The organism is Mesocryomonas fontinalis (assembly GCF_055730125.2).
This window is the reverse complement of the sequence record NZ_JBUZWG020000001.1, coordinates 899,028-921,129: the sequence shown is the minus strand read 5'-3', so window position 1 is coordinate 921,129 and position 22,102 is coordinate 899,028. Positions and strand designations below refer to the sequence as shown.

At 65.9% G+C, this 22,102-nt stretch carries 18 protein-coding genes; 7 read left to right on the top strand and 11 right to left on the bottom strand.

What is annotated here, in order from left to right:
• Positions 1 to 173: 173 nt before the first annotated feature.
• From purF to ACZL02_RS04195, 3 genes are all read left to right on the top strand, one after another.
• Positions 174 to 1,634 (top strand): amidophosphoribosyltransferase, encoded by a 1,461-nt coding sequence (purF, locus tag ACZL02_RS04205; RefSeq protein ID WP_472931601.1) that lies wholly within the window; start codon positions 174 to 176, stop codon positions 1,632 to 1,634.
• A 242-nt stretch (positions 1,635 to 1,876) separates the two neighbouring features.
• Positions 1,877 to 2,617 (top strand): SDR family NAD(P)-dependent oxidoreductase, encoded by a 741-nt coding sequence (locus ACZL02_RS04200; protein WP_472938912.1) that lies wholly within the window; start codon positions 1,877 to 1,879, stop codon positions 2,615 to 2,617.
• Positions 2,614 to 3,648, top strand: coding sequence for a KpsF/GutQ family sugar-phosphate isomerase (locus ACZL02_RS04195; RefSeq protein WP_472938911.1), 1,035 nt, complete (start codon positions 2,614 to 2,616; stop codon positions 3,646 to 3,648). The genes ACZL02_RS04200 and ACZL02_RS04195 overlap by 4 nt, the downstream gene beginning before the upstream one ends.
• A gap of 43 nt (positions 3,649 to 3,691) precedes the next feature.
• Here the strand turns inward: ACZL02_RS04195 and eglC are convergent, their stop codons facing one another.
• The gene (eglC, locus tag ACZL02_RS04190) at positions 3,692 to 5,089 is read right to left on the bottom strand and encodes an endo-1,3-1,4-beta-glycanase EglC (protein WP_472938910.1); all 1,398 of its coding nucleotides are present in this window, start codon (positions 5,087 to 5,089) and stop codon (positions 3,692 to 3,694) included.
• Positions 5,090 to 5,391: 302 nt separating this feature from the next.
• Between eglC and lhgD the strand changes: the two genes are divergently transcribed.
• Positions 5,392 to 6,585: an L-2-hydroxyglutarate dehydrogenase gene (gene lhgD / locus ACZL02_RS04185; protein WP_472938909.1), complete on the top strand. Its 1,194-nt coding sequence runs from the start codon at positions 5,392 to 5,394 to the stop codon at positions 6,583 to 6,585.
• A gap of 25 nt (positions 6,586 to 6,610) precedes the next feature.
• Here the strand turns inward: lhgD and kdsA are convergent, their stop codons facing one another.
• The 5 genes from kdsA to ACZL02_RS04160 all read right to left on the bottom strand — a co-directional run bounded on the left by kdsA (position 6,611) and on the right by ACZL02_RS04160 (position 12,638).
• A complete protein-coding gene (gene kdsA / locus ACZL02_RS04180) occupies positions 6,611 to 7,459 on the bottom strand; it encodes a 3-deoxy-8-phosphooctulonate synthase (RefSeq protein ID WP_472938908.1) in 849 nt (282 codons plus the stop codon).
• A gap of 19 nt (positions 7,460 to 7,478) precedes the next feature.
• The gene (locus ACZL02_RS04175; RefSeq protein WP_472938907.1) at positions 7,479 to 8,315 is read right to left on the bottom strand and encodes a CDP-alcohol phosphatidyltransferase family protein; all 837 of its coding nucleotides are present in this window, start codon (positions 8,313 to 8,315) and stop codon (positions 7,479 to 7,481) included.
• The gene (locus ACZL02_RS04170; protein ID WP_472939110.1) at positions 8,315 to 9,013 is read right to left on the bottom strand and encodes a phosphatidylserine decarboxylase; all 699 of its coding nucleotides are present in this window, start codon (positions 9,011 to 9,013) and stop codon (positions 8,315 to 8,317) included. Before ACZL02_RS04170 ends, ACZL02_RS04175 begins: the two co-directional genes overlap by 1 nt.
• A 118-nt stretch (positions 9,014 to 9,131) precedes the next feature.
• Positions 9,132 to 11,021 carry an ABCB family ABC transporter ATP-binding protein/permease gene (locus ACZL02_RS04165; protein WP_472938906.1) on the bottom strand — a complete coding sequence of 630 codons (1,890 nt, stop codon included), beginning with the start codon at positions 11,019 to 11,021 and terminating at the stop codon, positions 9,132 to 9,134.
• Positions 11,022 to 11,126: 105 nt separating this feature from the next.
• Entirely contained in the window at positions 11,127 to 12,638 is a 1,512-nt protein-coding gene (locus ACZL02_RS04160; protein ID WP_472938905.1) for a LysM peptidoglycan-binding domain-containing protein, read from the bottom strand.
• A 377-nt stretch (positions 12,639 to 13,015) separates the two neighbouring features.
• Here ACZL02_RS04160 and ACZL02_RS04155 point away from each other — a divergent pair, with 377 nt between their 5' ends.
• Complete coding sequence (locus tag ACZL02_RS04155) at positions 13,016 to 14,317, top strand: UDP-glucose dehydrogenase family protein (protein WP_472938904.1); 1,302 nt, start codon at positions 13,016 to 13,018, stop codon at positions 14,315 to 14,317.
• 45 nt (positions 14,318 to 14,362) lie between these two features.
• On the opposite strand, the gene ACZL02_RS04150 is transcribed toward ACZL02_RS04155, so the two are convergent.
• Together ACZL02_RS04150 and ACZL02_RS04145 are read right to left on the bottom strand one after the other, a co-directional pair.
• Complete coding sequence (locus ACZL02_RS04150) at positions 14,363 to 15,289, bottom strand: Gfo/Idh/MocA family protein (protein WP_472938903.1); 927 nt, start codon at positions 15,287 to 15,289, stop codon at positions 14,363 to 14,365.
• A 73-nt stretch (positions 15,290 to 15,362) separates the two neighbouring features.
• Positions 15,363 to 16,502: a DegT/DnrJ/EryC1/StrS family aminotransferase gene (locus ACZL02_RS04145; RefSeq protein ID WP_472938902.1), complete on the bottom strand. Its 1,140-nt coding sequence runs from the start codon at positions 16,500 to 16,502 to the stop codon at positions 15,363 to 15,365.
• A 462-nt stretch (positions 16,503 to 16,964) separates the two neighbouring features.
• Here ACZL02_RS04145 and ACZL02_RS04140 point away from each other — a divergent pair, with 462 nt between their 5' ends.
• Both ACZL02_RS04140 and ACZL02_RS04135 read left to right on the top strand, forming a co-directional pair.
• Positions 16,965 to 18,248 (top strand): nucleotide sugar dehydrogenase, encoded by a 1,284-nt coding sequence (locus ACZL02_RS04140; RefSeq protein ID WP_472938901.1) that lies wholly within the window; start codon positions 16,965 to 16,967, stop codon positions 18,246 to 18,248.
• Positions 18,249 to 18,273: 25 nt separating this feature from the next.
• Positions 18,274 to 19,302, top strand: a complete 1,029-nt coding sequence (locus tag ACZL02_RS04135) for an NAD-dependent epimerase (protein ID WP_472938900.1) — start codon at positions 18,274 to 18,276, stop codon at positions 19,300 to 19,302.
• 29 nt (positions 19,303 to 19,331) lie between these two features.
• Here ACZL02_RS04135 and ACZL02_RS04130 read toward each other — a convergent pair whose 3' ends face one another.
• Genes ACZL02_RS04130 through ACZL02_RS04120 form a run of 3 tightly spaced genes read right to left on the bottom strand, consistent with a single transcriptional unit; the run spans position 19,332 to position 21,864 of the window.
• On the bottom strand, positions 19,332 to 20,588 hold the full coding sequence (locus ACZL02_RS04130) for a hypothetical protein (RefSeq protein ID WP_472938899.1): 1,257 nt from the start codon (positions 20,586 to 20,588) through the stop codon (positions 19,332 to 19,334).
• Positions 20,585 to 21,511 carry a glycosyltransferase family 2 protein gene (locus ACZL02_RS04125; protein ID WP_472938898.1) on the bottom strand — a complete coding sequence of 309 codons (927 nt, stop codon included), beginning with the start codon at positions 21,509 to 21,511 and terminating at the stop codon, positions 20,585 to 20,587. Before ACZL02_RS04125 ends, ACZL02_RS04130 begins: the two co-directional genes overlap by 4 nt.
• Positions 21,508 to 21,864 carry a GtrA family protein gene (locus ACZL02_RS04120; protein ID WP_472938897.1) on the bottom strand — a complete coding sequence of 119 codons (357 nt, stop codon included), beginning with the start codon at positions 21,862 to 21,864 and terminating at the stop codon, positions 21,508 to 21,510. The genes ACZL02_RS04125 and ACZL02_RS04120 overlap by 4 nt, the downstream gene beginning before the upstream one ends.
• Between the last annotated feature and the right edge of the window lie 238 nt (positions 21,865 to 22,102).

The following is a 22,102-nucleotide window of genomic DNA, read 5'->3' as shown; positions in this document are numbered from 1 at the left end:
GCGAAAGCACAGCGTGCATCCTATATGGCGTTCATGGGACAGTGTCCTGGCGCCGGGCGTGGCAGGGTTTAGCGGTCGCGGCTCTGTTTTATTCTTGGAAGACCGCGACGGTTCCGAGAGGGCGGTCGCGACAGCGGCAGGCCGGCGTGATCCGGTATCAAGGGTGAATTCTGATGGACGAGACCCCTTTCGGCGATCCGGACGACGACAGCCTGCACGAGGAGTGCGGCGTCTTCGGCATCTTCAACCGGCCGGACGCGGCGCCCTTTGTCACGCTCGGCCTGCATGCCCTGCAGCACCGCGGCCAGGAAGCGGCGGGCATCGTCTCGCATGATGGGACCACCTTCCACATCGAGCGCCATGCGGGCCTCATCGGCGATACCTTCACCAAGCAGTCGGTGATGGAGCGCCTGCCCGGCAAGAGCGCCATCGGCCATACCCGCTACTCCACGTCTGGCGGCGGCGGACTGCGCAACGTGCAGCCGTTCTTTGCCGAATTGTCCGCAGGCGGCTTTGCCGTCGCCCACAACGGCAACATCACCAATGCCGTCACCGTGCAGCGCGAGCTGCAGCGCCGCGGCTCGATCTTCTCCTCGACCTCGGACACCGAGACCATCCTGCACCTCGTCGCCACCAGCGCGGCGCGGATGTTCACCGACAAGCTGATCGACGCGCTGTCGCGGCTGGAGGGTGCCTTCTCGCTGGTCGGCCTGTCGCCGAAGAAGATGATCGGCGTCCGGGATGCGCTCGGCATCCGACCGCTGGTGCTGGGCGACCTCGAAGGCTCGCCGATCCTCGCCTCCGAGACCTGCGCGCTCGACATCATCGGCGCGACCTTCGTGCGCGACATCGCGCCGGGCGAGATGGTGATCATCACCGAGGACGGGATCGAGAGTATCTTCCCCTTCCAGGCCCGCCGCCCGCGCTTCTGCATCTTCGAATACGTCTACTTCGCGCGTCCGGACTCCAATATCGAGGGCCGCAACGTCTATGACATCCGCAAGCGCATCGGCGCCGAGTTGGCGCGCGAAAGCCATGCCGAGGTCGACCTGATCGTGCCGGTACCGGATTCGGGCGTGCCGGCGGCGATCGGCTATGCGCAGGAAACCGGCATCCCGTTCGAGCTCGGCATCATCCGCAACCACTATGTCGGCCGGACCTTCATCCAGCCGACGGACGCCATCCGCCACATGGGCGTGAAGCTGAAGCACAACGCCAACCGGGCGATGATCGAGGGCAAGCGGGTCATCCTCGTCGACGACTCGATCGTCCGCGGGACCACTTCGCAAAAGATCGTGCAGATGGTGCGCGATGCCGGCGCCAGCGAGGTGCACATGCGCATCGCCAGCCCGCCGACGCGCTCCAGCTGCTACTACGGCGTCGATACTCCGGAGAAGTCGAAGCTCCTGGCCTCGCGCATGTCGGTCGAGGAGATGGCCGACTTCATCAAGGTCGACTCGCTCGCCTTCCTGTCGATCGACGGCCTCTACCGCGCCGTGGACGAGCCCGCCCGAAATGCACGCGCGCCGCAGTTCTGCGACGCCTGCTTCACCGGCGACTACCCGACGGCGCTGACCGATCACGACGGCATCGACAATGTGCGCCAGCTGTCGCTGCTCGGCGGCAACGGCTGAGATAGCCTTCCCCGCACGGGCTTCCCTGCAAGGACGGTGATGCGGGGGACGCGGGGCCTCGCTCCGACACACTGCGAGGCAGGCTTGACCCGCCTTCACGCCTCCCCCATGGGAGGGACATGGACGGGGCGAGCCCCGGCGCAGATCGATCCACATCCAGCAGCTCCGGCCTCTGCGGGCGAGATCTCCGCCGCTTCCCTCGCCGCCGTGATGTTTGACCCACGGGTATCGGGAGGATTTCCATGACCGGAAAGCTTAAGGACAAGGTGGCGCTCGTCACCGGCGCCTCGCGCGGCATCGGCTACCATCTCGCCAAGCAGCTGGCGGCCGAGGGCGCACATGTCGTGGCCGTCGCGCGGACGGTCGGCGGGCTGGAGGAACTCGACGACGTCATCCGGCGTAACGGCGGCTCGGCAACCCTTGTCCCGCTCGACCTCACCGACATGGGCGGCATCGACCGCCTGGGCGCCGCGATCCACCAGCGCTGGGGCAAGCTCGACGTCCTCGTCGCCAATGCCGGGGTGCTGGGTGTGCTCGCGCCCATCGGCCACATCGAGGCGAAGGTCTTCGACAAGACGATGACCCTTAACGTCACCTCGACCTGGCGGCTGATCCGCTCCGTCGACCCGCTGCTGCGCAAGGCCGAGGCCGGGCGGGCCATCGTTATGTCGTCGGGCGCCGCGCACTCCTGCAAGGCGTTCTGGGGCCTCTACGCCGCATCCAAGGCGGCGACGGAGGCGATGGTGCGTTCCTGGGCGAACGAGACCGAGAACCTTCCCCTCCGCATCAACTCGGTCAATCCCGGCGCGACCCGCACCGCCATGCGGGCGCTCGCAATGCCCGGCGAGGACCCGGATACGCTGCCCAAGGCCGCCGACGTCGCCGCCCGCATCCTGCCGCTGGCGATGCCGGAGGTGACGCAGACCGGCCAGCTCTTCGACGTCCGCCAGAACCGCTTCCTCGCCTACACGGCGCCGGCATGATCGCGATGCCGAGCGACCGCTCGCTGGCAGCGGCCGCCCCGACCGAGCCGGCGCTTCCCGGCGACCGTGATTTCGTGAAAATCGCCCGCGAGACGATCGCGACGGAGATCGCCGGGCTTTCGGCGCTGTCGGACTCGATCGACCAGAAGTTCGCGGATGTCGTCGACCTGGTGCAGGCCTGCCGCGGGCGGGTGATCATCACCGGCATCGGCAAGTCCGGGCATGTCGGGCAGAAGATCGCGGCGACCCTTGCCTCCACCGGCACACCCGCCTTCTTCGTCCACGCCGCCGAGGCCGCGCATGGCGATCTCGGCATGGTCGGCGCCGATGATCTCGTCATCGCCATCTCCAATTCCGGCGAGAGCATCGAGCTTCAGGTCATCGTCGAATACTGCCGCCGTTTCCGGGTGAAGCTGGTGGCGATGACGTCTCGGCCGCAATCGGCGCTGGGCCGTTTCGCCGACGGCATCCTGCAGCTGCCCGATGCGCGCGAGGCTTGCCCGCTGTCGCTCGCGCCGATGACCTCGACGACGATGAGCCTCGTCATCGGCGATGCGCTCGCCGCCGCCTTGATTCGCGCCCGCAATTTCCAGCGGGACGATTTTGCCAAATACCATCCGGCCGGCAAGCTTGGCGCGCAGCTGCTGCGCCTCTACGAGGTGCTGGACCGGCGACCAGAGCTGAGGACGGTACCCCGCGTCGGCCTCGACAGCGTGGTGCCCGAGGTCATCGCGGCGATCAGCAAGGGCCGGCGCGGCGCCACGGCCGTCTGCGACGCATCCGGCCGCCTTGTCGGCGTCGTCACCGATGGTGACCTCCGCCGGGCGATGAGCGACCGCAGCGTCTTCGACAAGACCGCGGCAGAGATCATGACCGCCGCCCCGCGGCAGATCGGCACGGACCGGCTCGCCGTCGACGCCGTGGCGACGTGCGAGGCGCACAAGATCTCCGCGCTCTTCGTCATCGGGGAGGACGGCGAGATCGCCGGCCTCGTGACCTTGCAGGAAATGCTGTCGCTCGGCATCGTCTGAGCGCCGGCGCCCGCCCGAGCGGCGCCGGGGTTCTGCCGGCGCGTCATGTCAGCGTCAGGCCGTCGTCCTCGAGGGCATAGGCCTTGATGTAGTCGATCTTGATCGCGTCGCCGTCGAAGTCGGCCGCCGGATCGCCGGCGAGCCCGCCGACCGCGAGGTTGACCAGCATGTACATGGGCTCGTGCATGTCGGCGGGGGTCTCGGTATTGGCGATCGTCATGCCGTCGAAATACCAAGTGATCTCGTCCTCCTCCCACAACACGCCATAGGTGTGGAAGCCCGACGTATCCATCACGTGGCCGACCGTCAGGTCGCTTGTCTGCTGGCCCGAGGCATTTGAATGCGCGGTCATGTAGAGCGAGTTCGGGTCCTTGCCGTACATCTCGATGACATCGAGCTCGGGTGGCCAGGAGCCGTCTTGCGGGAGCAGCCAGAACGCCGGCCACATGCCCTTGTCCTCCGGCATGTCGGCGCGGATTTCGAAATAGCCGTAGGTCTGCGAGAAGCTCTCGTAGCTGGTCAGCATTCCCGACGTGAACTCATATCCCCCTATCGCCGCCTGGGTCGCTTCGGAAGCGGGAGCCGCCGTGATCGTCAGCACGCCGTTGGCGACGCTGAACGGGTTCACCCCCTTCGTCGGGCCATAATTGGTATCGATGTACCACTGCTGTTCGCCGTTCCCCTCCAGCGAATTGCCGCTCGCGCCGCCCCACCAGTAGTTCGACTCCCATGTCCCGCCCGCCTCGTCCCACAGTGAGAGCTGGTTGAAATCGTCGGAAAAGCTGAGGCTGAGCTTCGACATGTCGATCCCCAGCTCGAACTGGCTGGCACTGAGGTCGGCGAGGTCGGTATTGGCGAGAACAAGGCCCTGGCCGTCCCCGAAGGCGAGGTGAAGATCGCTGCCGGTGTCCGTTATCGCCGCTTTTACCGCGTCGAAGGAGGTGAAGCCGAGGCCGGCCAGCCGCACCACGTCGTCCGACGAGAAGTCGAGGATCAGGTCGGTGCCGAACCCTTTGTTGATGAGGAAGATGTCGCTGCCGGCGCCGCCCGACAGCACGTCGTTGCCGAGGCCTCCGTCGAGCGTCTGGCTGCCGGCGCCACCCTGGATGATGTTGTCGAGCGCATTGCCGAAGGCGTAACGGCCGTCGCCGGTGACGGTCAGGTTCTCGACATTGGCCGGCAGAGTGTAGCTCATCCACGTCTCGATACTGTCGATCCCGCCGCCAGCCGCCTCCGAGACCGTGTTGAGCGAAGAGTAGAGGTGATAAATGTCGTCGCCCGCCCCGCCGACCATTTGCGTGCGAACTGAACTGTCGCCCCAGAACGTGTCGTTGAAGGCCGTTCCCTGCATCGTCGGACCCGCATGGGTGGCCGACAGATGGCTCTTGGTTGCGCCGCTGTAGAACAGGGTGTCGCCGACGGCATTTCGAATGCTGCTCATGAGGTCAATCCGCTTTCACTTCGGTCGCCCCGGGGGACGGGCGCGGGGAACGGGCGCAGACAGTCGGAGGAAGACTATCGATCACCACATGTTGAGTTCATTGAGTAGAAACCATCTTCGCTTCACCATACCACAACATAAAACAGACGCTCCGTCCAAACATACGGCAACATCTAATAGTATTTTTAATAATGCTCAGTAGGCATCTGTCCTAGATTTGCTTCATGATGGGCGTGAGCGGCAGATCGGTGAAGATCCAGCAACTCCGCGAACCACATGCTCACTCGCCGCTTGGATGCTTGATGCGATATGATTACTGCGTGATCGGCGGCGGCATCGTTGGCTTGGCAACGGCGCTGGAACTGCTCTCCCGCCGGCCAGGCGCGTCACTGGTGCTGGTCGAGAAGGAGGAGGCAGTCGCTCGCCACCAGACGGGCCACAACAGTGGCGTGATCCATGCCGGCATCTACTACGCGCCGGGCAGCCTGAAGGCCGAGCTATGCCGGGCCGGCGCCGTCGCCACCGAGGCCTTCTGCCGCGAACATGAGATCCGCTTCGAGCGATGCGGCAAGCTACTGGTCGCGACCACGCCAGGCGAGGTGAAGCGCATGGCCGCGCTGGAGACGAGGGCAGCGGAGAACGGCATTGCGGTGACCCGCCTCTCGGCCGCCGAGCTTCGCGCCGCAGAGCCCAACATCGCGGGTCTCGGCGCCCTGAAGGTCGCGACCACTGGCATCACCGATTATTCCGCCATCTGCCGGCGGATGGCGGAACTCGTTGGCGAGCGCGGCGGCGAGATCCGCCTGTCGACCTCGGTCGAGGGTATCCGCGAGACAGGCGGGGGCATCGAGGTCGAAACGCTTGATGGAGCGATCCTCGCCGACAAACTCGTCGCCTGCGGTGGCCTCCAATCGGACCGACTGGCGACGATGGCGGGCTTTGCGATCGACTTCGCCATCGTCCCGTTCCGCGGCGAGTACTTTGTGCTGCCGCCGGAAAAGTCGGCGATCATCCGGCACCTGATCTATCCCGTCCCCGATCCGGCGCTGCCCTTCCTCGGCATCCACCTGACGCGGATGATCGACGGTCGGGTGACCGTCGGCCCGAACGCCGTCCTCGGACTCTCGCGAGAGGGCTACACGAAAGGCGCCATCGACATCTCCGACGTCGCGGCCATGGCGCGGTTTCCGGGCTTCTGGCGGCTCTTGGGGAAAAACCTGAAGAGCGGGATCGCCGAGGCGCGGAATTCACTCTGGCGCAGCCGTTATCTCGCCGAATGCCAGAAATACTGCCCGAGCCTGCGGCTGGACGATCTCACGCCCTACCCCGCGGGGATCCGCGCTCAAGCCGTGCGGCGCAGCGGCGAGCTCATCCACGACTTCCTGATGCTGCAGAGCCCGCGCTCGCTACATATCTGCAACGCGCCGTCACCTGCCGCTACCTCGGCCATTCCGATCGCCCGGATGATCGCCGACCGGCTGGCCATGTTCACATGACACGTCAGCCGATCGGCTTCGCGTCTCAGGGATAGGCCGGCGACGGCACCGCGTCCTTGGTGATCTCGTCGATGCGCTTCATCGTCTGGAGGAAGCCCGGCATCCAGGTCAGCGGCAGCATGTTCGGGCCATCGCTCGGCGCCGCGTCGGGGTTGTCGTGCGCCTCGACGAAGACCGACGCGATGCCGACCGCCGCCGCAGCCTTGGCAAGCACCGGCGCATAACGCCGGTCGCCGCCAGAGGAGCCGCCCTGTCCCCCAGGCTGCTGCACCGAGTGCGTCGCGTCGAACACCACAGGGTAGCCGGTCTCGGCCATGATCGGCAAAGCGCGGAAATCCGTCACCAGGGTGTTGTAGCCGAAGGAGGCGCCACGCTCGCAGAGCATGATCCGCTCATTGCCGGACTCCGACACCTTGGCCGCAACGTTCTTCATGTCCCAGGGGGCGAGAAACTGCCCCTTCTTGATATTGATCGCCTTGCCGGTATGGGCGGCGGCAATCAGCAGGTCCGTCTGGCGCGAGAGGAAGGCCGGAATCTGTAGGATGTCGACGACGTCGCCCGCGGCGATCGCCTGCGGGATATCGTGGATATCGGTCAGCACCGGGCAACCGAAGGCGTCGCGGATATCGGCGAGGATGCGGAGGCCCGCGTCGATACCGACGCCGCGCGTCCCCTTCAGCGAGGTGCGGTTGGCCTTGTCGTAGGACGCCTTGAAGACGAAGGGCACGCCGGCATCGCCAGCGATCTTCGACAGGCTCTCGGCCATGAAGAACGCGTGCTCGCGGCTCTCGATCTGGCAGGGGCCGCAGATCAGCACGAAGGGGAGCGCATTGCTGAACCGGATCGAGCCGACGCTGAATTCCTTGGCGGTCATGGTGCAGTCCTTGGGTTCGTCAGACGCCGGCGATACCGGCTTCGGCGTCCTGCCGCGCGAGTCGGCGGTACTGGCGCACGGAGAAGATCATCGCGATGAAATAGGCGATCACCGTCGCGGTCAGCGTGTGCCACAGGAAGCTGGTGAGGAGCACCACGTAGAGCACGAGGCCGAGCATGACCGGGATCACCATCTCGCGCCGAAGCGACACGCCGATGGTCTTTCCCGACCAGGTGGGAATACGGCTCGCCATCAGGAAACCGACCAGCAGTAGATAGGCCGCCGAGAGACCTGCCGTTAGAACCGGCCTGTTGAGGTCGACGCCCATGAAGCTCAGATACATCGGAAACAACGCAAGACCGGCACCTGCGGGCGCCGGCACGCCGGTGAAGAAGGCCGACTGCCATTCCGGCCGCTTCGGCCCGTCGAGCATCGTGTTGAATCGGGCAAGACGCAGCGCGCAGGTCGCGGAGAACAGGAGGGCGGCGATCCAGCCGGCCGAGCCGGCATCGCGCAGCGTATAGGCGTAGAGCACCATGCCCGGCACGACGCCGAAATTGACGATGTCGGCGAGCGAGTCCATCTCGGCGCCAAAGCGGCTCTGGCCCTTGAGAAGCCGGGCGATGCGGCCGTCGATGCCATCGAGCAACGCCGCGCCGATCACCAGGCCGACGGCAAACTCGAAGCGCCCCTCGAACGCCAAGCGCATGCCGGTCATTCCCGCGCAGATCGCGAGGATGGTGATGAGGTTCGGCACGATATGCCGGAAGGGAATGCCGCGCCGCGCCACAGGGGCGTCGCCCCCGTCGGGCTCCCCCGTCTCAGGGTCGAAGGGCTCGATCGGGGTGTCCGCCATCAGTCGCGCCTCGCCGAATAGGTCTGAAGGCCGGCGCCGAACTCGGCGATCACCGTCTCGCCGGCAATCGCCGTCTGCCCCTCGGAAACCCGGGCCCGTGCGCCGTCCGGCAGGTAGATGTCGAGGCGCGAGCCGAAGCGGATCAGACCGAAGCGCTCGCCGGCCTCCAGCCTGTCACCCGTGCCGCTCCAGCAAATGATACGCCGCGCGACGAGGCCGGCGATCTGCACCACGCCATACTCGCCTTGCGGCCCCTCGATCACCAGCGAGTTGCGCTCGTTGACGTCGCTCGCCTTGTCGAGTTCGGCATTGCGGAATTCGCCCTCGCGGTAGGCGATGCGGGCGATGCGGCCGCGCATCGGTGCCCGGTTCACGTGACAGTCGAAGACGTTCATGAAGACCGAGATTCGCAGCATCGGCTCGGTGCCGAGCTCGAGTTCCGGCGGCGGCACGATGTGGCCGACCAGCGACACGCGTCCGTCTGCAGGGCTGACGGCAATGTGATCTGCGAGCGGCGTCACGCGCTCCGGATCGCGGAAGAAATAGGCGCACCAGAGCGTCAGCACGAGGCCGATCCAGAACAGCGGCATCCAGAGGAAGCCGAGGATCATCGAGGCCACGAAGAAGGCCGCGATGAACGGGTATCCCGCCTTGTGGATCGGGACGAAAGCGTTTCTGATCGAGGCGATCATGTCCATGAAGTCGGGCACCTGGTTTGAAGAGCGGGCCATGCCTAGCCCGCGGTTCGAGCAAGGTCAAACCGGCCTGCGGTCGCCTTTGCAACGCCGCCGGAAGCCACAAGGCTCCCGGCGCGCGTCAGGCCGGTCGGATCGGTGGCTTGCGGTCGATGATGCCCAGCGCGTCGGCGGCGCGCGCCCGGCGAAGCGTCTCCTCCGCCTCGGTCGCCTCGCGCTGCATCCGCCACATCTCGGCATAGAGGCCGTCGGCGTCGAGCAGCACGCGGTGCGTGCCCCGCTCGACGATCTCGCCGGCCCGCAGCACGATGATCTCGTCGGCGTTGACGATGGTCGACAGCCGGTGAGCGATGGTCAGCGTCGTCCGCTCGGCGGAGACGAGGTCGAGCGCCGACTGGATCTCCTGCTCGGTATGCGTATCGAGCGCCGACGTCGCCTCGTCGAGGATGAGGATCGGCGGCGCCTTCAGGAGCGTGCGCGCGATCGCCACGCGCTGCTTCTCGCCGCCGGAGAGTTTTAGCCCCCGCTCGCCCACCATCGTCTCGAAGCCTTCCGGCAGGATCTCGATGAAGTGCGAGATCTGCGCCCGGTCCGCCGCCTGCTTCAGCTCCGCATCGCTCGCCTCGATCCGGCCGTAGCGGATGTTGTAGGCGATGGTGTCGTTGAAGAGGACCGTGTCCTGCGGGACGATGCCGATCGCCGCGCGCAGGCTCGCCTGCGTCACCTTGGAGATATCCTGGCCGTCGATGCTGATCGTGCCCGAGGCGACGTCGTAGAAGCGAAAAAGGAGACGCGAGATCGTCGACTTGCCGGCGCCGGACGGTCCGACGATCGCCACCGACTTGCCGGGCGGCACCTCGAAGGAAACGCCCTTGAGGATCGCCCGCGCCGGCTCGTAGTGGAAATGCACGTCGTCGAAGCGGATCGCTCCCCTCGGCACCTGCAAGGCGACGGCGTCCGGCGCGTCGAGCACCTCGGCCTCGACGTCCAGCAGCCCGAACATCTGCTCGATGTCGGTGAGGCCCTGGCGGATCTCGCGGTAGACGAAGCCGATGAAGTTCAGCGGGATCGACAGCTGCATCAGGAGCGCGTTGATGAAGACGAAGTCGCCGATCGTCTGCGTGCCCGCCTGCACCTCCATCGCCGACATCACCATGGCGATGCCCATGCCGACCGCGAAGATCACCCCTTGGCCGAAGTTCAGCCAGCCGAGCGAGGTCCAGGTCTCCGTCGCCGCCTTCTCGTAGCGGGCCATCGAGCGGTCGAAGCGCTCGGCCTCCATGCCCTCGTTGCCGAAATATTTCACCGTCTCGAAGTTCAGAAGCGAATCGATCGCCTTGGTGTTCGCCTCGTTGTCGCTGTCGTTCATCTCCTTGCGGATGGTGATCCGCCAGTCGCTCGCCTTAATGGTGAACCAGGAATAGAGCCAGACGGTCACCGCGATGACGATGAGGTAGGAGACGCCGTAGGAGAAGCCGAAGATGGCTGCGGTCAGCGCGAACTCGAAGATCGTCGGGACGGTGTTGAGTATCGTGAAGCGGACGATCGTCTCGATGCCCTTGGTGCCGCGCTCGATGATCCGCGACAGGCCGCCCGTGCGCCGCTCCAGATGGAAGCGCAGCGACAGCCGGTGCATGTGGGTGAAGGTGCGAAAGGCCAGCTGGCGCACGGCATGCTGGCCGACGCGCGCAAACAGCGCATCGCGCAGCTGGTTCAGCGCGACGACGAGGATACGCGCGACGTTGTAGGCGACGACCAGCGTGACAGCGCCGGTCAGGATCAGCGGCAGCCATTCCTCGGCGCTGTCGGTGCCGTTCAGGGCGTCGGTCGCCCATTTGTAGAAGTATGGCACCCCGACCGTCATCAGCTTGGCGATGATGAGGTAGAAGCTGGCCCAGACGACCCGGGCGCGAAGGTCGGGCCTGCCCTCGGGCCACATGTAGGGCCAGAGATTACGGAGCGTCGAGAAGGTCGCTGAACTGTCGACCGTCCTGTTGGGTGCGTCTGCCAAGAAAAACTCGATCCATTCGGCGGCCACGCCGAAAGGCGCAGGCGATTGGAGGCGTTCTAATCGGTAATAGCGGATCGGGAAAGCGAAGAACCTGCGACAGAACCGCTATTGCGCCGGTGTCTCGTCCTTCGGCATCCGGAAAACCTGACCGGGATAGATGCTGTCGGGATCGCGGATCTGGTCGCCATTGGCGAGATAGATCACGGTATAGCGCGCGCCGCGGCCATAGGTGTCGCGCGAGATACGCCAGAGCGAGTCGCCGCGGCGGATGATCACCCGGGAATTGACGCCCTCCAGCGCCGGCTGACGGGTGACGGCCACCGCGGACTGGCCAGCGTCCAGCGGCGCGCCGGGTACGGCGGCTTCCGGAACATCCGACGCCCTGCCCGTCTGATCGGACGCCGTTGCCGTCGACCCGGCGGCCGACGCCTGCGGGGATGATGGAGAGGCCGGCGTGCCGGCTGGCGCATTGCTGTTGGCCTCGGTAGACGGCGCGCGGCCGAGACGCCCCGCCTTGTCGCTGTCCGGGGCCGGCGGCGCCGAGCCTGGCGTCGCGGAGGCTGGAGCCGACGCGGCAGTTCCCGCCGTCTCCACTGTCGGCGACACGGCCGACATCGTCCGGCCATCCGGCTTGAAGAATGGCACCTCGACGCGGGCGATCACCGCCCCGGAGCGGTCGAGCGCATCGGCCCGCACCGTATGGTCGCCGGTGGCAAGCTGTGCCTTCGCCGTCATCAGGAATCGGTCGTTCGCCAGCCGGTCGGCCTGCGACAGGAAATTATTGTCGACATAGACCCGGACCGAGGCGCTGCCGACGGACTTTCCGGCGACGAACACGGCATCGCCATCGATCTCGACAGCGTCCACTGCCAGCGATGGCGCCGCGGCAGCGCCGGCGGTCTGCACTGAAGCGTCGGGCACGGCAGCAGGTGCGGTGGCTGGCGCCGCCGCCTGGGCAGGCGTTTCGACCGGCGCCGAGGGATTGCCCGCCGGCGCTGCCGCGCCCGGTGCTGACGGCAGACTGATCAGCCGCGACGGCTTGTCGGGGGACTCGACCATCGCCAGAAGCTCGCTCTCCCGGCCCTTTTCGGGAATGCTGACGATCGCCGTTTCGGCCGACGTCACCACCCGGCCGTCTGCGGTCCTGGCCTCGATCTGAATTTGATGGTCGCCGACGCCGAGCGGCTTTTCCAGAATGACGACGAAGCTGCCGGCCGCGTCCGCGACCTCCGTACCGAGGACGGTCGCGCCATCGCGCAGCGAAATGACCGACCCAGCGGGCGCCTTGCCGGCGAGGACGGTCGAGCCATCCGGCTCGACGCGGACGACGTCGAAGCTCGGTGTGTCGCTGCCGGGCGCGGCCTGCGGTGTCACCTCGGACGGCAGGGCCGCGGCAGGGTCTGCTGCAGGTGGTGCAGCAGGCGTCGTCGCATCGGGGGAAACCTCGCCATCCACCCGCGGCGCCTTGTCAGCGGAGGCGGTGTCCGAGGATGGCACGTCCGTCATTGGCTCCGGCTTTTCCGGCGAAGCCGGATCGCTGCGGACGACATCGCCGATCTCGCCCACGGCGTTCGTGACCCTGTCACGAACCAGTGTCAGTTTCTCAGTGTTGAGCATGTCCCAATAGCCGGCAATGATCGCTGCCAGCAGAAGGACACAGAATAAGCCGACACCAAGAACTTTGCGGGTCATGTAAATACCACCGGCAGCCACCGAGAAATAGCGTTGAAAGCGGGCTGTCTTCAGGAACATTTAACGAACTGATGCAGGCGTCACAAGCAGCACATCAGGAGATCAGCCAAACTGGTTAAGCCTGCGGTGTTTCTTCGGCTTCACGCTGCAGGATGGCCAAGGCGGCGTCCGCTCGAATGTCGAGGTGTCGGCCGCGGCTCGACAGCCGGACGGGCGGTTGCGGGCGCCTTGCCGCTTGCCTACAAGTCCCCCCTTACCCAAACGTCCCGGCAGCCAGCGGGGACACAGACGAATGGCATAAGATGAAGATCGTGATGATCGGGGCCGGCTATGTCGGCCTGGTGACCGGGGCCTGCTTCTCCGATTTCGGATTTAGCGTCATTTGCGTCGACAAGGATGCCGGCAAGATCGACGCGCTCAAGGAGGGGCGCATTCCGATCTTCGAGCCGGGCCTCGCCGACCTCGTCACCCGCAATGCCAGCGCCGGCCGCCTCGCCTTCTCGACCGAGATCGCCAGCGCCGTGCGCGAGGCCGACATCGTCTTCGTCGCCGTCGGCACCCCGTCGCGGCGCGGCGACGGCCACGCCGACCTCGCCTACGTCTATGCCGCCGCCGCCGAGATCGCCGCTGAGATCGACAGCTACAAGGTGATCGTCATCAAGTCGACGGTGCCGGTCGGCACCGGCGACGAGGTGGCGCGGATCATCGGCGAGACGGTGCCGGCCGACCTCTTCGCCGTCGTCTCCAACCCGGAATTCCTGCGCGAGGGCGCGGCGATCGAGGACTTCAAGCGGCCGGACCGGATCGTCGTCGGCACCACCGACCCCAAGGCCCAGGGCGTGATGGCGAAGCTCTACCGGCCGCTGTCGCTGAACCAGGCGCCGGTGATGTTCACCGACCGGCGGACGTCGGAGCTGACGAAATACGCCGCCAACGCCTTCCTCGCCACCAAGATCACCTTCATCAACGAGATGGCCGACCTCTGCGAAAAAGCCGGCGCCAACGTCCAGGACGTCGCCCGCGGCATCGGCCTCGACCGGCGCATCGGCGGCAAGTTCCTGCATGCCGGTCCCGGCTATGGCGGCTCCTGCTTCCCGAAGGACACGCTGGCGCTGGTCAAGACGGCTCAGGATTTCGGCTCGCCCATGCGGATCGTCGAGACGGTCGCCGCCGTCAACGACACGCGCAAGCGGGCGATGGCCCGCAAGGTGGTCGAAGCCTGCGGCGGCAGCGTGCGCGGTAAGAAGATCGCCGTCCTCGGCCTCACCTTCAAGCCAAACACCGACGACATGCGCGACGCGCCGTCAATCTCGATCATTCGCAGCCTGCAGGACGGCGGCGCCAACGTTCGGGTCTACGACCCCGAGGGCATGGCGAACGCCCGCGCCGTGATCGACGACGTCGACTATGCCGAGGATGCCTATGCCTGTCTCGACGGCGCCGATGCCATGGTGCTGGTCACGGAATGGGACATCTTCCGCGCTCTCGACATGGACCGGGTCAAGCAGTGCCTGACGGCGCCGATCATCGTCGACCTCCGCAACGTCTATCCGCGCGAGGACATGCTCGCGCGCGGCTTCACCTATGTCGGCGTCGGTCGGTAAGAACCGGCGCCAGCACGTTGCCGGTTTAGCTTGAACCTTGCCGGCTCAAGCGCCCGCGAGGCAAGCCAGGGCGATCTCGAGAGCACGCAGCCCGTCGGTGCCCGAAACCGCCACCGGCGCCTCGCCGCGGATCGCGGCCAGAAAGGCGAGGTGCTCGGCCTTCAGCGGCTCGGTCATGCCGACGAAGAGGTTGCGCTGACGGCTGCTGCCGTCCTTGCCGTAGTCGGAATACTCGGTGACCGTCCGCAGCAGCATGTCGCAGACGAGGAACCGGTCGCGGGTCGCCACCTCCATCCGCCGATACCGATACGGCGTCAGCCAGTTGCTGTTCAGGCTGGCGACGACGCCGGTCGCGGTCTCGAACTGCAGGAACGCCGTGTCCTCGTGCGCGCCATGGGTCGACGAGGTCAGCGCCCGCTGCGTGGTGATCTCCGAGCCGGCAATCCAGCGGATCAGGTCGATGTCGTGCACGCCGAGGTCCAGCACGATGCCGACATCGCCGATGCGCGCCGGAAACGGCCCCGCGCGGGTGATGGCGATGGAGCGAACCTCCTCGGGCTTCACCGCGGCCCGCAGCGCCAGGAGCGCCGGGTTGAAGCGCTCGACGAAGCCGACCGTCAGGCGGCGGTCCATCCGCTCGGCGAGCGCGATCAACTCCCGCGACTTCTCGACCGTCGCGGCGATCGGCTTTTCGACCAAAAGGTGGATGCCGGCCTCGAGCAGTTCTGTCGCCACCGCATGGTGGTAGACCGTCGGCGTCGCGACGACCGCGGCGTCGATGCCGGCGGCCAGAAGCTCCGCGACCGTCGCGAAGGCGGCCGAACCGGTGCCGGTGGCGATCGTCTCCCGGCGCGCGGCGTCGGTGTCGACGACGCCGACGAGGGTCGCGCCCGGCAGGTCGGCGGCGATCCGCGCATGGTTGGCGCCCATCGAGCCGCAACCGACGACGCCGATCCTGATGGTGGATGTCACGGCGGATCCTTCCTGTCTGAAACTTCGAACACCCGGCACCGACGGCGGCACCGGGCTCGCAGCTGAAACCGCCTCAGAGACCGCCGAGCGCCGTCTTCACCGCCGCGATGATCCGGTCCTGCGTCGGCTCGTCGAGATAGGGGTGCATCGGCAGGCTGATCACCTCGGCGGCCAGCGCGTCGGAGACCGGCAGGCCGTTGCCGGCGACCGGGAAATGCTTGTAGGCGGTCTGCCGGTGCAGCGGCTTTGGATAATAGATCGCCGTCGGAACGCCGGCCGTCTTGAGGGCCGCGGCCAGCGCGTCGCGCTGCGCGGCCGGGACGCGGATGGTGTATTGCGCCCAGGTCGACAGGGCACCCTCCGCCACCACCTGCGGGGTCGCCACCCCGGCAAGCCCCTCGGCGTAGCGCGCGGCGATGCGGTTGCGGTCCTCGATCTCGCCGGGGAAGATGGCGAGCTTCTCGATCAGGATCGCCGCCTGCATCGTGTCCATACGGGCGTTCATGCCGATGCGCACGTTGTCGTAGCGGTCCTCGCCCTTGCCGTGGATCCGCAGCGAATCCATCACGGCATGCAGCTCCGCATCGTCGGTCTGGATCGCCCCGCCGTCGCCGTAGCAGCCGAGCGGCTTGGCCGGGAAGAAGCTCGTCGCCACCACGTCCGCCCAGACATTGCTATAGCGCTCGCCCCAGGTGCCGCCGAAGCCTTGCGCGGCGTCGGAGATCATCTTCAGGCCGAACTCGTCGGTGATCGCCTTGATCGCGGGATAGTCGGCCGGCTGGCCGAACAGGTCGACGGTGATCACCACCTTCGGCGTCAGCTTGCCTGCCTTCAGCGTCTCCTCGATGGCAGCCCGGAGGTTCGCGGGGTCCATGTTGAAGGTCTCGGGATCGACGTCGACGAACACCGGCGTCGCGCCGAGCCAGGCGACGACCTCGGCCGTGGCGGCGAAGGTGAAGCTCGGGCAGAACACTGCGTCGCCCGGCCGGATGCCCCAGGCCATCAGCGGCAGCGCCAGGGCATCGGTGCCGGAGGCGCAGGAGAGCGTGTGCTTGGCGCCGGTGAAGGCCGAGAGTTGGGTTTCGAGCGCGGCGATCTCCGGGCCCATGATGAAGGCGCCGTGGTCGAGGACGGTCGCGATCGCGCGGTCGATCTTGTCGCGAATGCGGTCGCGCTGCGCGCCGAGGTCGATGAAGGCGATCGGTTTGTCCATGCTGCGAACCCTGTTCCGATGAGAGCGCCGGCGGTTTCGACCGCAGCGGCTGAGGTCGGCACCATTCCCCGAAAGGCATGCTGCGACCGGCAGGCGGCGCGTTGGCTTGCGCCGCGCATGACCGTCCGGATGCGGACGGGCTAAACTGTTTGGCCGGTTTAGCAAGCCTGTCGGCAGTGGCCAACCCGTCACATATTGTGGCGCAGCGGACGCGGGGCGTGAGCGGGCGAGCGGACCGGACGGTCCTCAGCCGGGGGCGCCAGTGGCAATGCGTTGCCCTCGCAGCCCGGCAGCACACGCCGTCCACACCCGCTCGTGCAAGCCCGCCGCGCGCCCGTTGCAAGCCGTGGTGTCAGGCTCTCCCTGCCCCGCTGCATTGACAAGGCGCCCGGTTCTGCCGAGGGATTGCCCGACCCCGCCTCCCCCCGTGGCGGCCATTTTCTCTGCACTGGACCGACCGACTTGGATCTCTCCACCTCCCGCATCGCCGTCATCGGCCTCGGCTATGTCGGCCTGCCGCTCGCCGTCGCCTTCGCCGCCCGAGGCCATCGCGTCGTCGGCTACGACCTCGACGTCAGGCGGATCGAGGCCTTGCGCCGGAGGCACGACATCTCGGGCGAGATGACGCCGGCCGCGATCGCCGCCGCCGCCGGCCTCGGCTTCTCCGCCGATCCCGCGGACCTTACGGGCTACGACGTCTACATCGTCTCGGTGCCGACGCCGGTCGACGACGCCCGTCGCCCGGATCTCGGCCCGCTCAACGCCGCCTGCGCCCTCGTCGGCGCCGCCATGAAGCCGGGGGCAGTGGTGGTGTTCGAGAGCACGGTGTTTCCCGGCTGCACCGAGGAGGTTTGCGTGCCCTTGCTGGAAACGGCCTCCGGCCTCGTCTTCAATCAAGGATTCTTCTGCGGCTACAGCCCCGAGCGGATCAACCCGGGCGACAAGCTGCATGGCCTTGCCGATATCGTGAAGGTGACGAGCGGCTCGACGCCGGACGCCGCCGACGCCATCGACCACCTCTATGCCAGCGTCGTCACCGCCGGCACGCACAAGGCGTCGAGCATCAAGGTCGCCGAGGCGGCGAAGGTGATCGAGAACACCCAGCGCGACGTCAACATCGCCCTGATGAACGAGCTGTCGCTGATCTTCGAGCGGCTTGGCATCGACACCATCGAGGTGCTGGAGGCCGCCGGCACCAAGTGGAATTTCCTGCCGTTCCGGCCGGGCCTCGTCGGCGGCCACTGCATCGGCGTCGACCCCTACTACCTCACCCACAAGGCGCAGCAGGTCGGCTACTATCCCGAGGTGATCCTCGCCGGCCGCCGGATCAACGACGGCGTCGGCGGCGAGATCGCCGAGCGCGTGGTCAAGCTGATGCTCCGCAAGGGCAGCGAACTGCAAGGCGCCCGCGTGCTGGTGCTGGGGCTCGCCTTCAAGGAGAACACCCGCGACATCCGCAATTCCCGCGTCGTCGACATCGTCGCAGCGCTCGAGGCCTTCCGCTGCACGGTCGACGTGCACGACCCGCTGATCGAGGCGGAGGATGCGCTGCACCGCTACGGCATCACCGCCCTCCCCGCCTTGCCGGCCGACGGCGCCTATGACGCGGTGATCGTCGCCGTCGCGCACGATGCGTTCCGCGCCCTCGGCGGCACGGGCCTGCGCCAGCTGCTGAAGGGGCCGGAGGGCGTCCTGTTCGACGTCAAGGCGATCCTGCCGCAAGGCGAGGCGGACGGCAGGCTATGACTGAGACGCACCGGGAAGGCGCCGCATGAAGACCCTCGTCACCGGCAATGCCGGCTTTATCGGCTTCCACACCGCCAAGCGCCTCCTCGAACGCGGCGACGAGGTGGTCGGCGTCGACCTCGTCAACGCCTATTACGACCCGGGCCTGAAGGAGGCGCGGCTCGCGCTCCTCGAAGAGACCGCGGCGGCGACCGGCACGCCCTACCGTTTCGTCCGCGGCAATCTCGCCGACCGAAAGCTTGTCGAGGACCTCTTCGCCGGCGAGCGGTTCGAGCGTGTCATCCACCTCGCCGCGCAGGCGGGCGTGCGCCATTCGCTGATCGATCCCTACTCCTACGTCGAGAGCAACCTCCTCGCCTTCACCGCCCTGCTGGAAGCCTGCCGCTGGAACGAGGTCGGGCACTTCACCTATGCCAGCAGTTCCAGCGTGTACGGTGCCAACACCGCAATGCCGTTCCGCGAGAGCGAGGCCGCCGATCACCCGATCCAGTTCTACGCCGCCACCAAGCGCGCGAACGAGCTGATGGCGCACAGCTACAGCCACCTCTTCACGCTGCCGACGACCGGCCTGCGCTTCTTCACGGTCTACGGGCCGTGGGGACGGCCGGACATGGCGCTGTTCAAGTTCACCAAGGCGATCCTCGCCGATGAGCCGATCGACGTGTTCAACCACGGACGTCACATCCGCGACTTCACCTATGTCGACGACATCGTCGAGGGCGTTCTGCGGGTCAGCGACCAGCCGGCGGCGCCCGATCCCGCCTTCGATCCCGCCCGCCCCGATCCCTCGACCAGCAGCGCGCCCTTCCGCGTCCTCAACATCGGCAACTCCGCCCCGGTGGAGCTCGGCGCCTACATCGAAGCGCTGGAAAAGGCTCTCGGCCGCACCGCCCGGCGCAACCTCCTGCCGCTCCAGCCAGGCGACGTCCCCGACACCTTCGCCGACGTTTCCGCGCTGGAGGCCGCCATCGGCACCTGGCCGCGCACCTCGGTCCAGGAGGGCATCGACCGCTTCGTCACCTGGTACCTCGGCTATCACCGCAGCAACGGCTGAAGGGTGTCGGGCAGAGCTCTTATCTGACGTTATTTCCGAACGAGCGAAGCGGTCCAGCCGCCGGGAGAAATGTTGATCTTCATCGGCGTGCCGCTGGGTTGAGCCAAAAACGTCTCAACGTCCTCGTAGTACGTCGAGCGTGGAAGGGGCGCGATGGAGAAATCACGCAACATGAAGGGGAGCGCTACGGCCGCACATAACCCTGCCGCCCATAGCTTTCGCTGACCCATCTTATAGAGACAAAAAAGGAAGATACAGACGAGGCCCACTTTCGGAATGATGAAGTATCGCCCGCCCATACCCGGATCCAACAAAAATGGCAGTTGAGGCCTTACGAGATCCAGCATCGGGCGAGCGAAAGCAAAACACATAAAAAGCACAACGAATATTGTTCCGACCCAGATACGCCAACCGCCCTTGAGGCCCGCGTAGATGCACGCAGCGACAGTTACGGTACATAAGGAGACGTTCACCCAGTAAGGGATCGCATCGGCATTCATGGCATTGATCGGCAGAAGAGAGTCGATCACGAGCCTATACGACAGGATGTTCACCATCAGCCCGACCTCGAAGCCGAGCGGTGCTGGTGATCGAGCTGACGAGCCTGTCGCAAGGATTGAGACCAACTGAATGGCAAAGCATAACGCCGCCAGCACATCGAAGGTATTGATCCCGACGACGGCATTGACGAGGCCACCACGTTGCGCCCAACGCTTCACGAAGAGGGCGACGGCCATGAAGACGACGAATGGGCCGCTCAGCGCCGAGAGAAGCAACACCGCGTAGTCGTGAAACCTCCACGCGCGCGTCCGAGGTTCGTCCGCCAGAATCACCGCCAGAAGGTAGATTGAAAGGTACCAGTGAGCATTCGTGATATTGACGTAAGCTTCGGAGACGCCGGGCATTAGCAGGATATACGCTACCAATATCCAGCGAAAGCGAACATCCGCAAATGAAAACCGGCCGCTTAGGATGAACAGGACGATCATACAGCGGACAAGAATGGAGATGATGTTCGCAACCAACGGCGCCCATTCCAGTCCGAAAGAGAGGCCGGCACCAAAAGCCAGCCGCGAAATGGACTGAAAGTAGCCGTTCTGTGGCTGGATCAACGAATGCCAGAACCCGTCATTGTAGATCTGCGCCATCCACACTGTGCCATCCTCGGCCCAGGGCTGCGCGTAGAATAGAATATCTGGCCGCCGCGCGACAATGATCGCGAAACTCACCGCCACGACCAGCAGCGGCCACAGGAAGATGGCCGGGCGCCTGACGGTGGAATTCAATTGCTGTTCCTTCCGGACTTCACGACATAGCGAGGCCGATGCTTGCTCTCGATGTAGATGCGGCCGATGTATTCGCCGAGAACGCCGATGCCGATCAGCTGCACCCCGCCGAGAAACAGGACCGCCGCCAGCAGCGACGGATAGCCTGGGACGGCATTGCCGAAGACCATCTTGTCGATCAGCATCGCGGCGCCGTAGAGGAACGACAGTCCGGCGATGGACAGGCCGAGATAGGTCCAGACCCGAAGCGGAAAGGTCGAGAAGCTGGTCAGGCCCTCGAGCGCGAGGTTCCACAGCTTCCAGCCATTGAACTTCGTGTGCCCCGAGCTGCGTGCCGCCCGTGTGTACTCGACAACGGCGACATCCCCGCCCACCCAGCTAAGAATGCCCTTCATGAAGAGGTTCCGCTCCGGCAAGGTGCGGATGATCTCGACGATGCGCCGGTCGAGCAGGCGGAAGTCGCCGACGTCCTCGTTCAGCTTGGGCGAGCTGATGAGGTTGTGCAGCTTGTAGAAGGAAGCCGCGGCATGCCGCTTCATGCGGCTGTCGGCAAGCCGGTCCACACGCTTGGCCAAGACGACGTCGGCCCCGGCGCGCCACTTCTCCACGAGCCTCGGGATGACATCGATGGGGTCCTGGAGGTCGACGTCTATCGGGATCACGGCGTCACCATCGGCATGGTCGAGCCCGGCGAACAGGGCTGCCTCCTTGCCGAAATTGCGAGAAAGCCGGATCAGACGGATAAAAGGATCGAGCGCCATGATCTGGTGGACGGCATCGACAGTCCCGTCCTCGCTGCCATCGTCGACGAAAAGAATTTCCACCTCGGCAGCGGTGTAGGGAAGCTGGGCACGGACTGCGGCGTAGAAGATCGCGATCGTGGCTTGCTCGTTGAAGACCGGGACGACAAGGGTAATCCTCACCGGGCCGTCCTGAAGACGACGAATTTCGAGAAGGCAAACCCGATGGAAAGACTGAGGAAGGAAAACAGGACCAGCGTCACCAGAGGATGAACATTCATCTTTTCCGCACTTTCTCCGACGACGAAAGCTGTCAAGCCCATGAATAAAGTAAAGGCGAAATAGCGCCGCCAGCTAACGTGCGCCTGAAATGTCCACTTGGCGTTTGCCAGAAACGAGAACGTCGCAGCGGTCAGGAACCCGGCGACGTTGGCCCAGCCCTGGCTGAAGGCCAGGCTCAGCAGACCTGCAAACACCGACCAGTGAATCGCGGTGTTGACGACACCGATCGCCGCGTAGACGAGAAACCTCTTCAACCGAACCTCACCTTACGGAATGTCCGCTGCTTTCCTTTCTTTGCATTTCAGAGTCAAGCAGGATGCCTGACATTCAGTGAAATCTCCTGAAGTTACCCGCAGAGAAATAGCTGCCTGACCAAGCTTGATCGGCGCGCCCGGTGTCGGCCGGTCCGAGGTCGGCGAGTTCTGATCCTCGTGGCGCGGATGGGTGGGCGGAGATTCCAACGCCCGTTCGGCATCGCGCAGCGTCCGGTCC

What these genes read in the sequence shown, in the direction of transcription:
- ACZL02_RS04135 (WP_472938900.1), top strand. Translation starts at nt 18,274, where the DNA reads ATGAAGACCCTCGTCACCGGCAATGCCGGCTTTATCGGCTTCCACACC.
- ACZL02_RS04175 (WP_472938907.1), bottom strand. Translation starts at nt 8,315, where the DNA reads ATGGCGGACACCCCGATCGAGCCCTTCGACCCTGAGACGGGGGAGCCC.
- purF (WP_472931601.1), top strand. Translation starts at nt 174, where the DNA reads ATGGACGAGACCCCTTTCGGCGATCCGGACGACGACAGCCTGCACGAG.
- kdsA (WP_472938908.1), bottom strand. Translation starts at nt 7,459, where the DNA reads ATGACCGCCAAGGAATTCAGCGTCGGCTCGATCCGGTTCAGCAATGCG.
- eglC (WP_472938910.1), bottom strand. Translation starts at nt 5,089, where the DNA reads ATGAGCAGCATTCGAAATGCCGTCGGCGACACCCTGTTCTACAGCGGC.
- ACZL02_RS04200 (WP_472938912.1), top strand. Translation starts at nt 1,877, where the DNA reads ATGACCGGAAAGCTTAAGGACAAGGTGGCGCTCGTCACCGGCGCCTCG.
- ACZL02_RS04160 (WP_472938905.1), bottom strand. Translation starts at nt 12,638, where the DNA reads ATGCTCAACACTGAGAAACTGACACTGGTTCGTGACAGGGTCACGAAC.
- ACZL02_RS04155 (WP_472938904.1), top strand. Translation starts at nt 13,016, where the DNA reads ATGAAGATCGTGATGATCGGGGCCGGCTATGTCGGCCTGGTGACCGGG.
- ACZL02_RS04170 (WP_472939110.1), bottom strand. Translation starts at nt 9,013, where the DNA reads ATGGACATGATCGCCTCGATCAGAAACGCTTTCGTCCCGATCCACAAG.
- lhgD (WP_472938909.1), top strand. Translation starts at nt 5,392, where the DNA reads ATGCGATATGATTACTGCGTGATCGGCGGCGGCATCGTTGGCTTGGCA.
- ACZL02_RS04145 (WP_472938902.1), bottom strand. Translation starts at nt 16,502, where the DNA reads ATGGACAAACCGATCGCCTTCATCGACCTCGGCGCGCAGCGCGACCGC.
- ACZL02_RS04195 (WP_472938911.1), top strand. Translation starts at nt 2,614, where the DNA reads ATGATCGCGATGCCGAGCGACCGCTCGCTGGCAGCGGCCGCCCCGACC.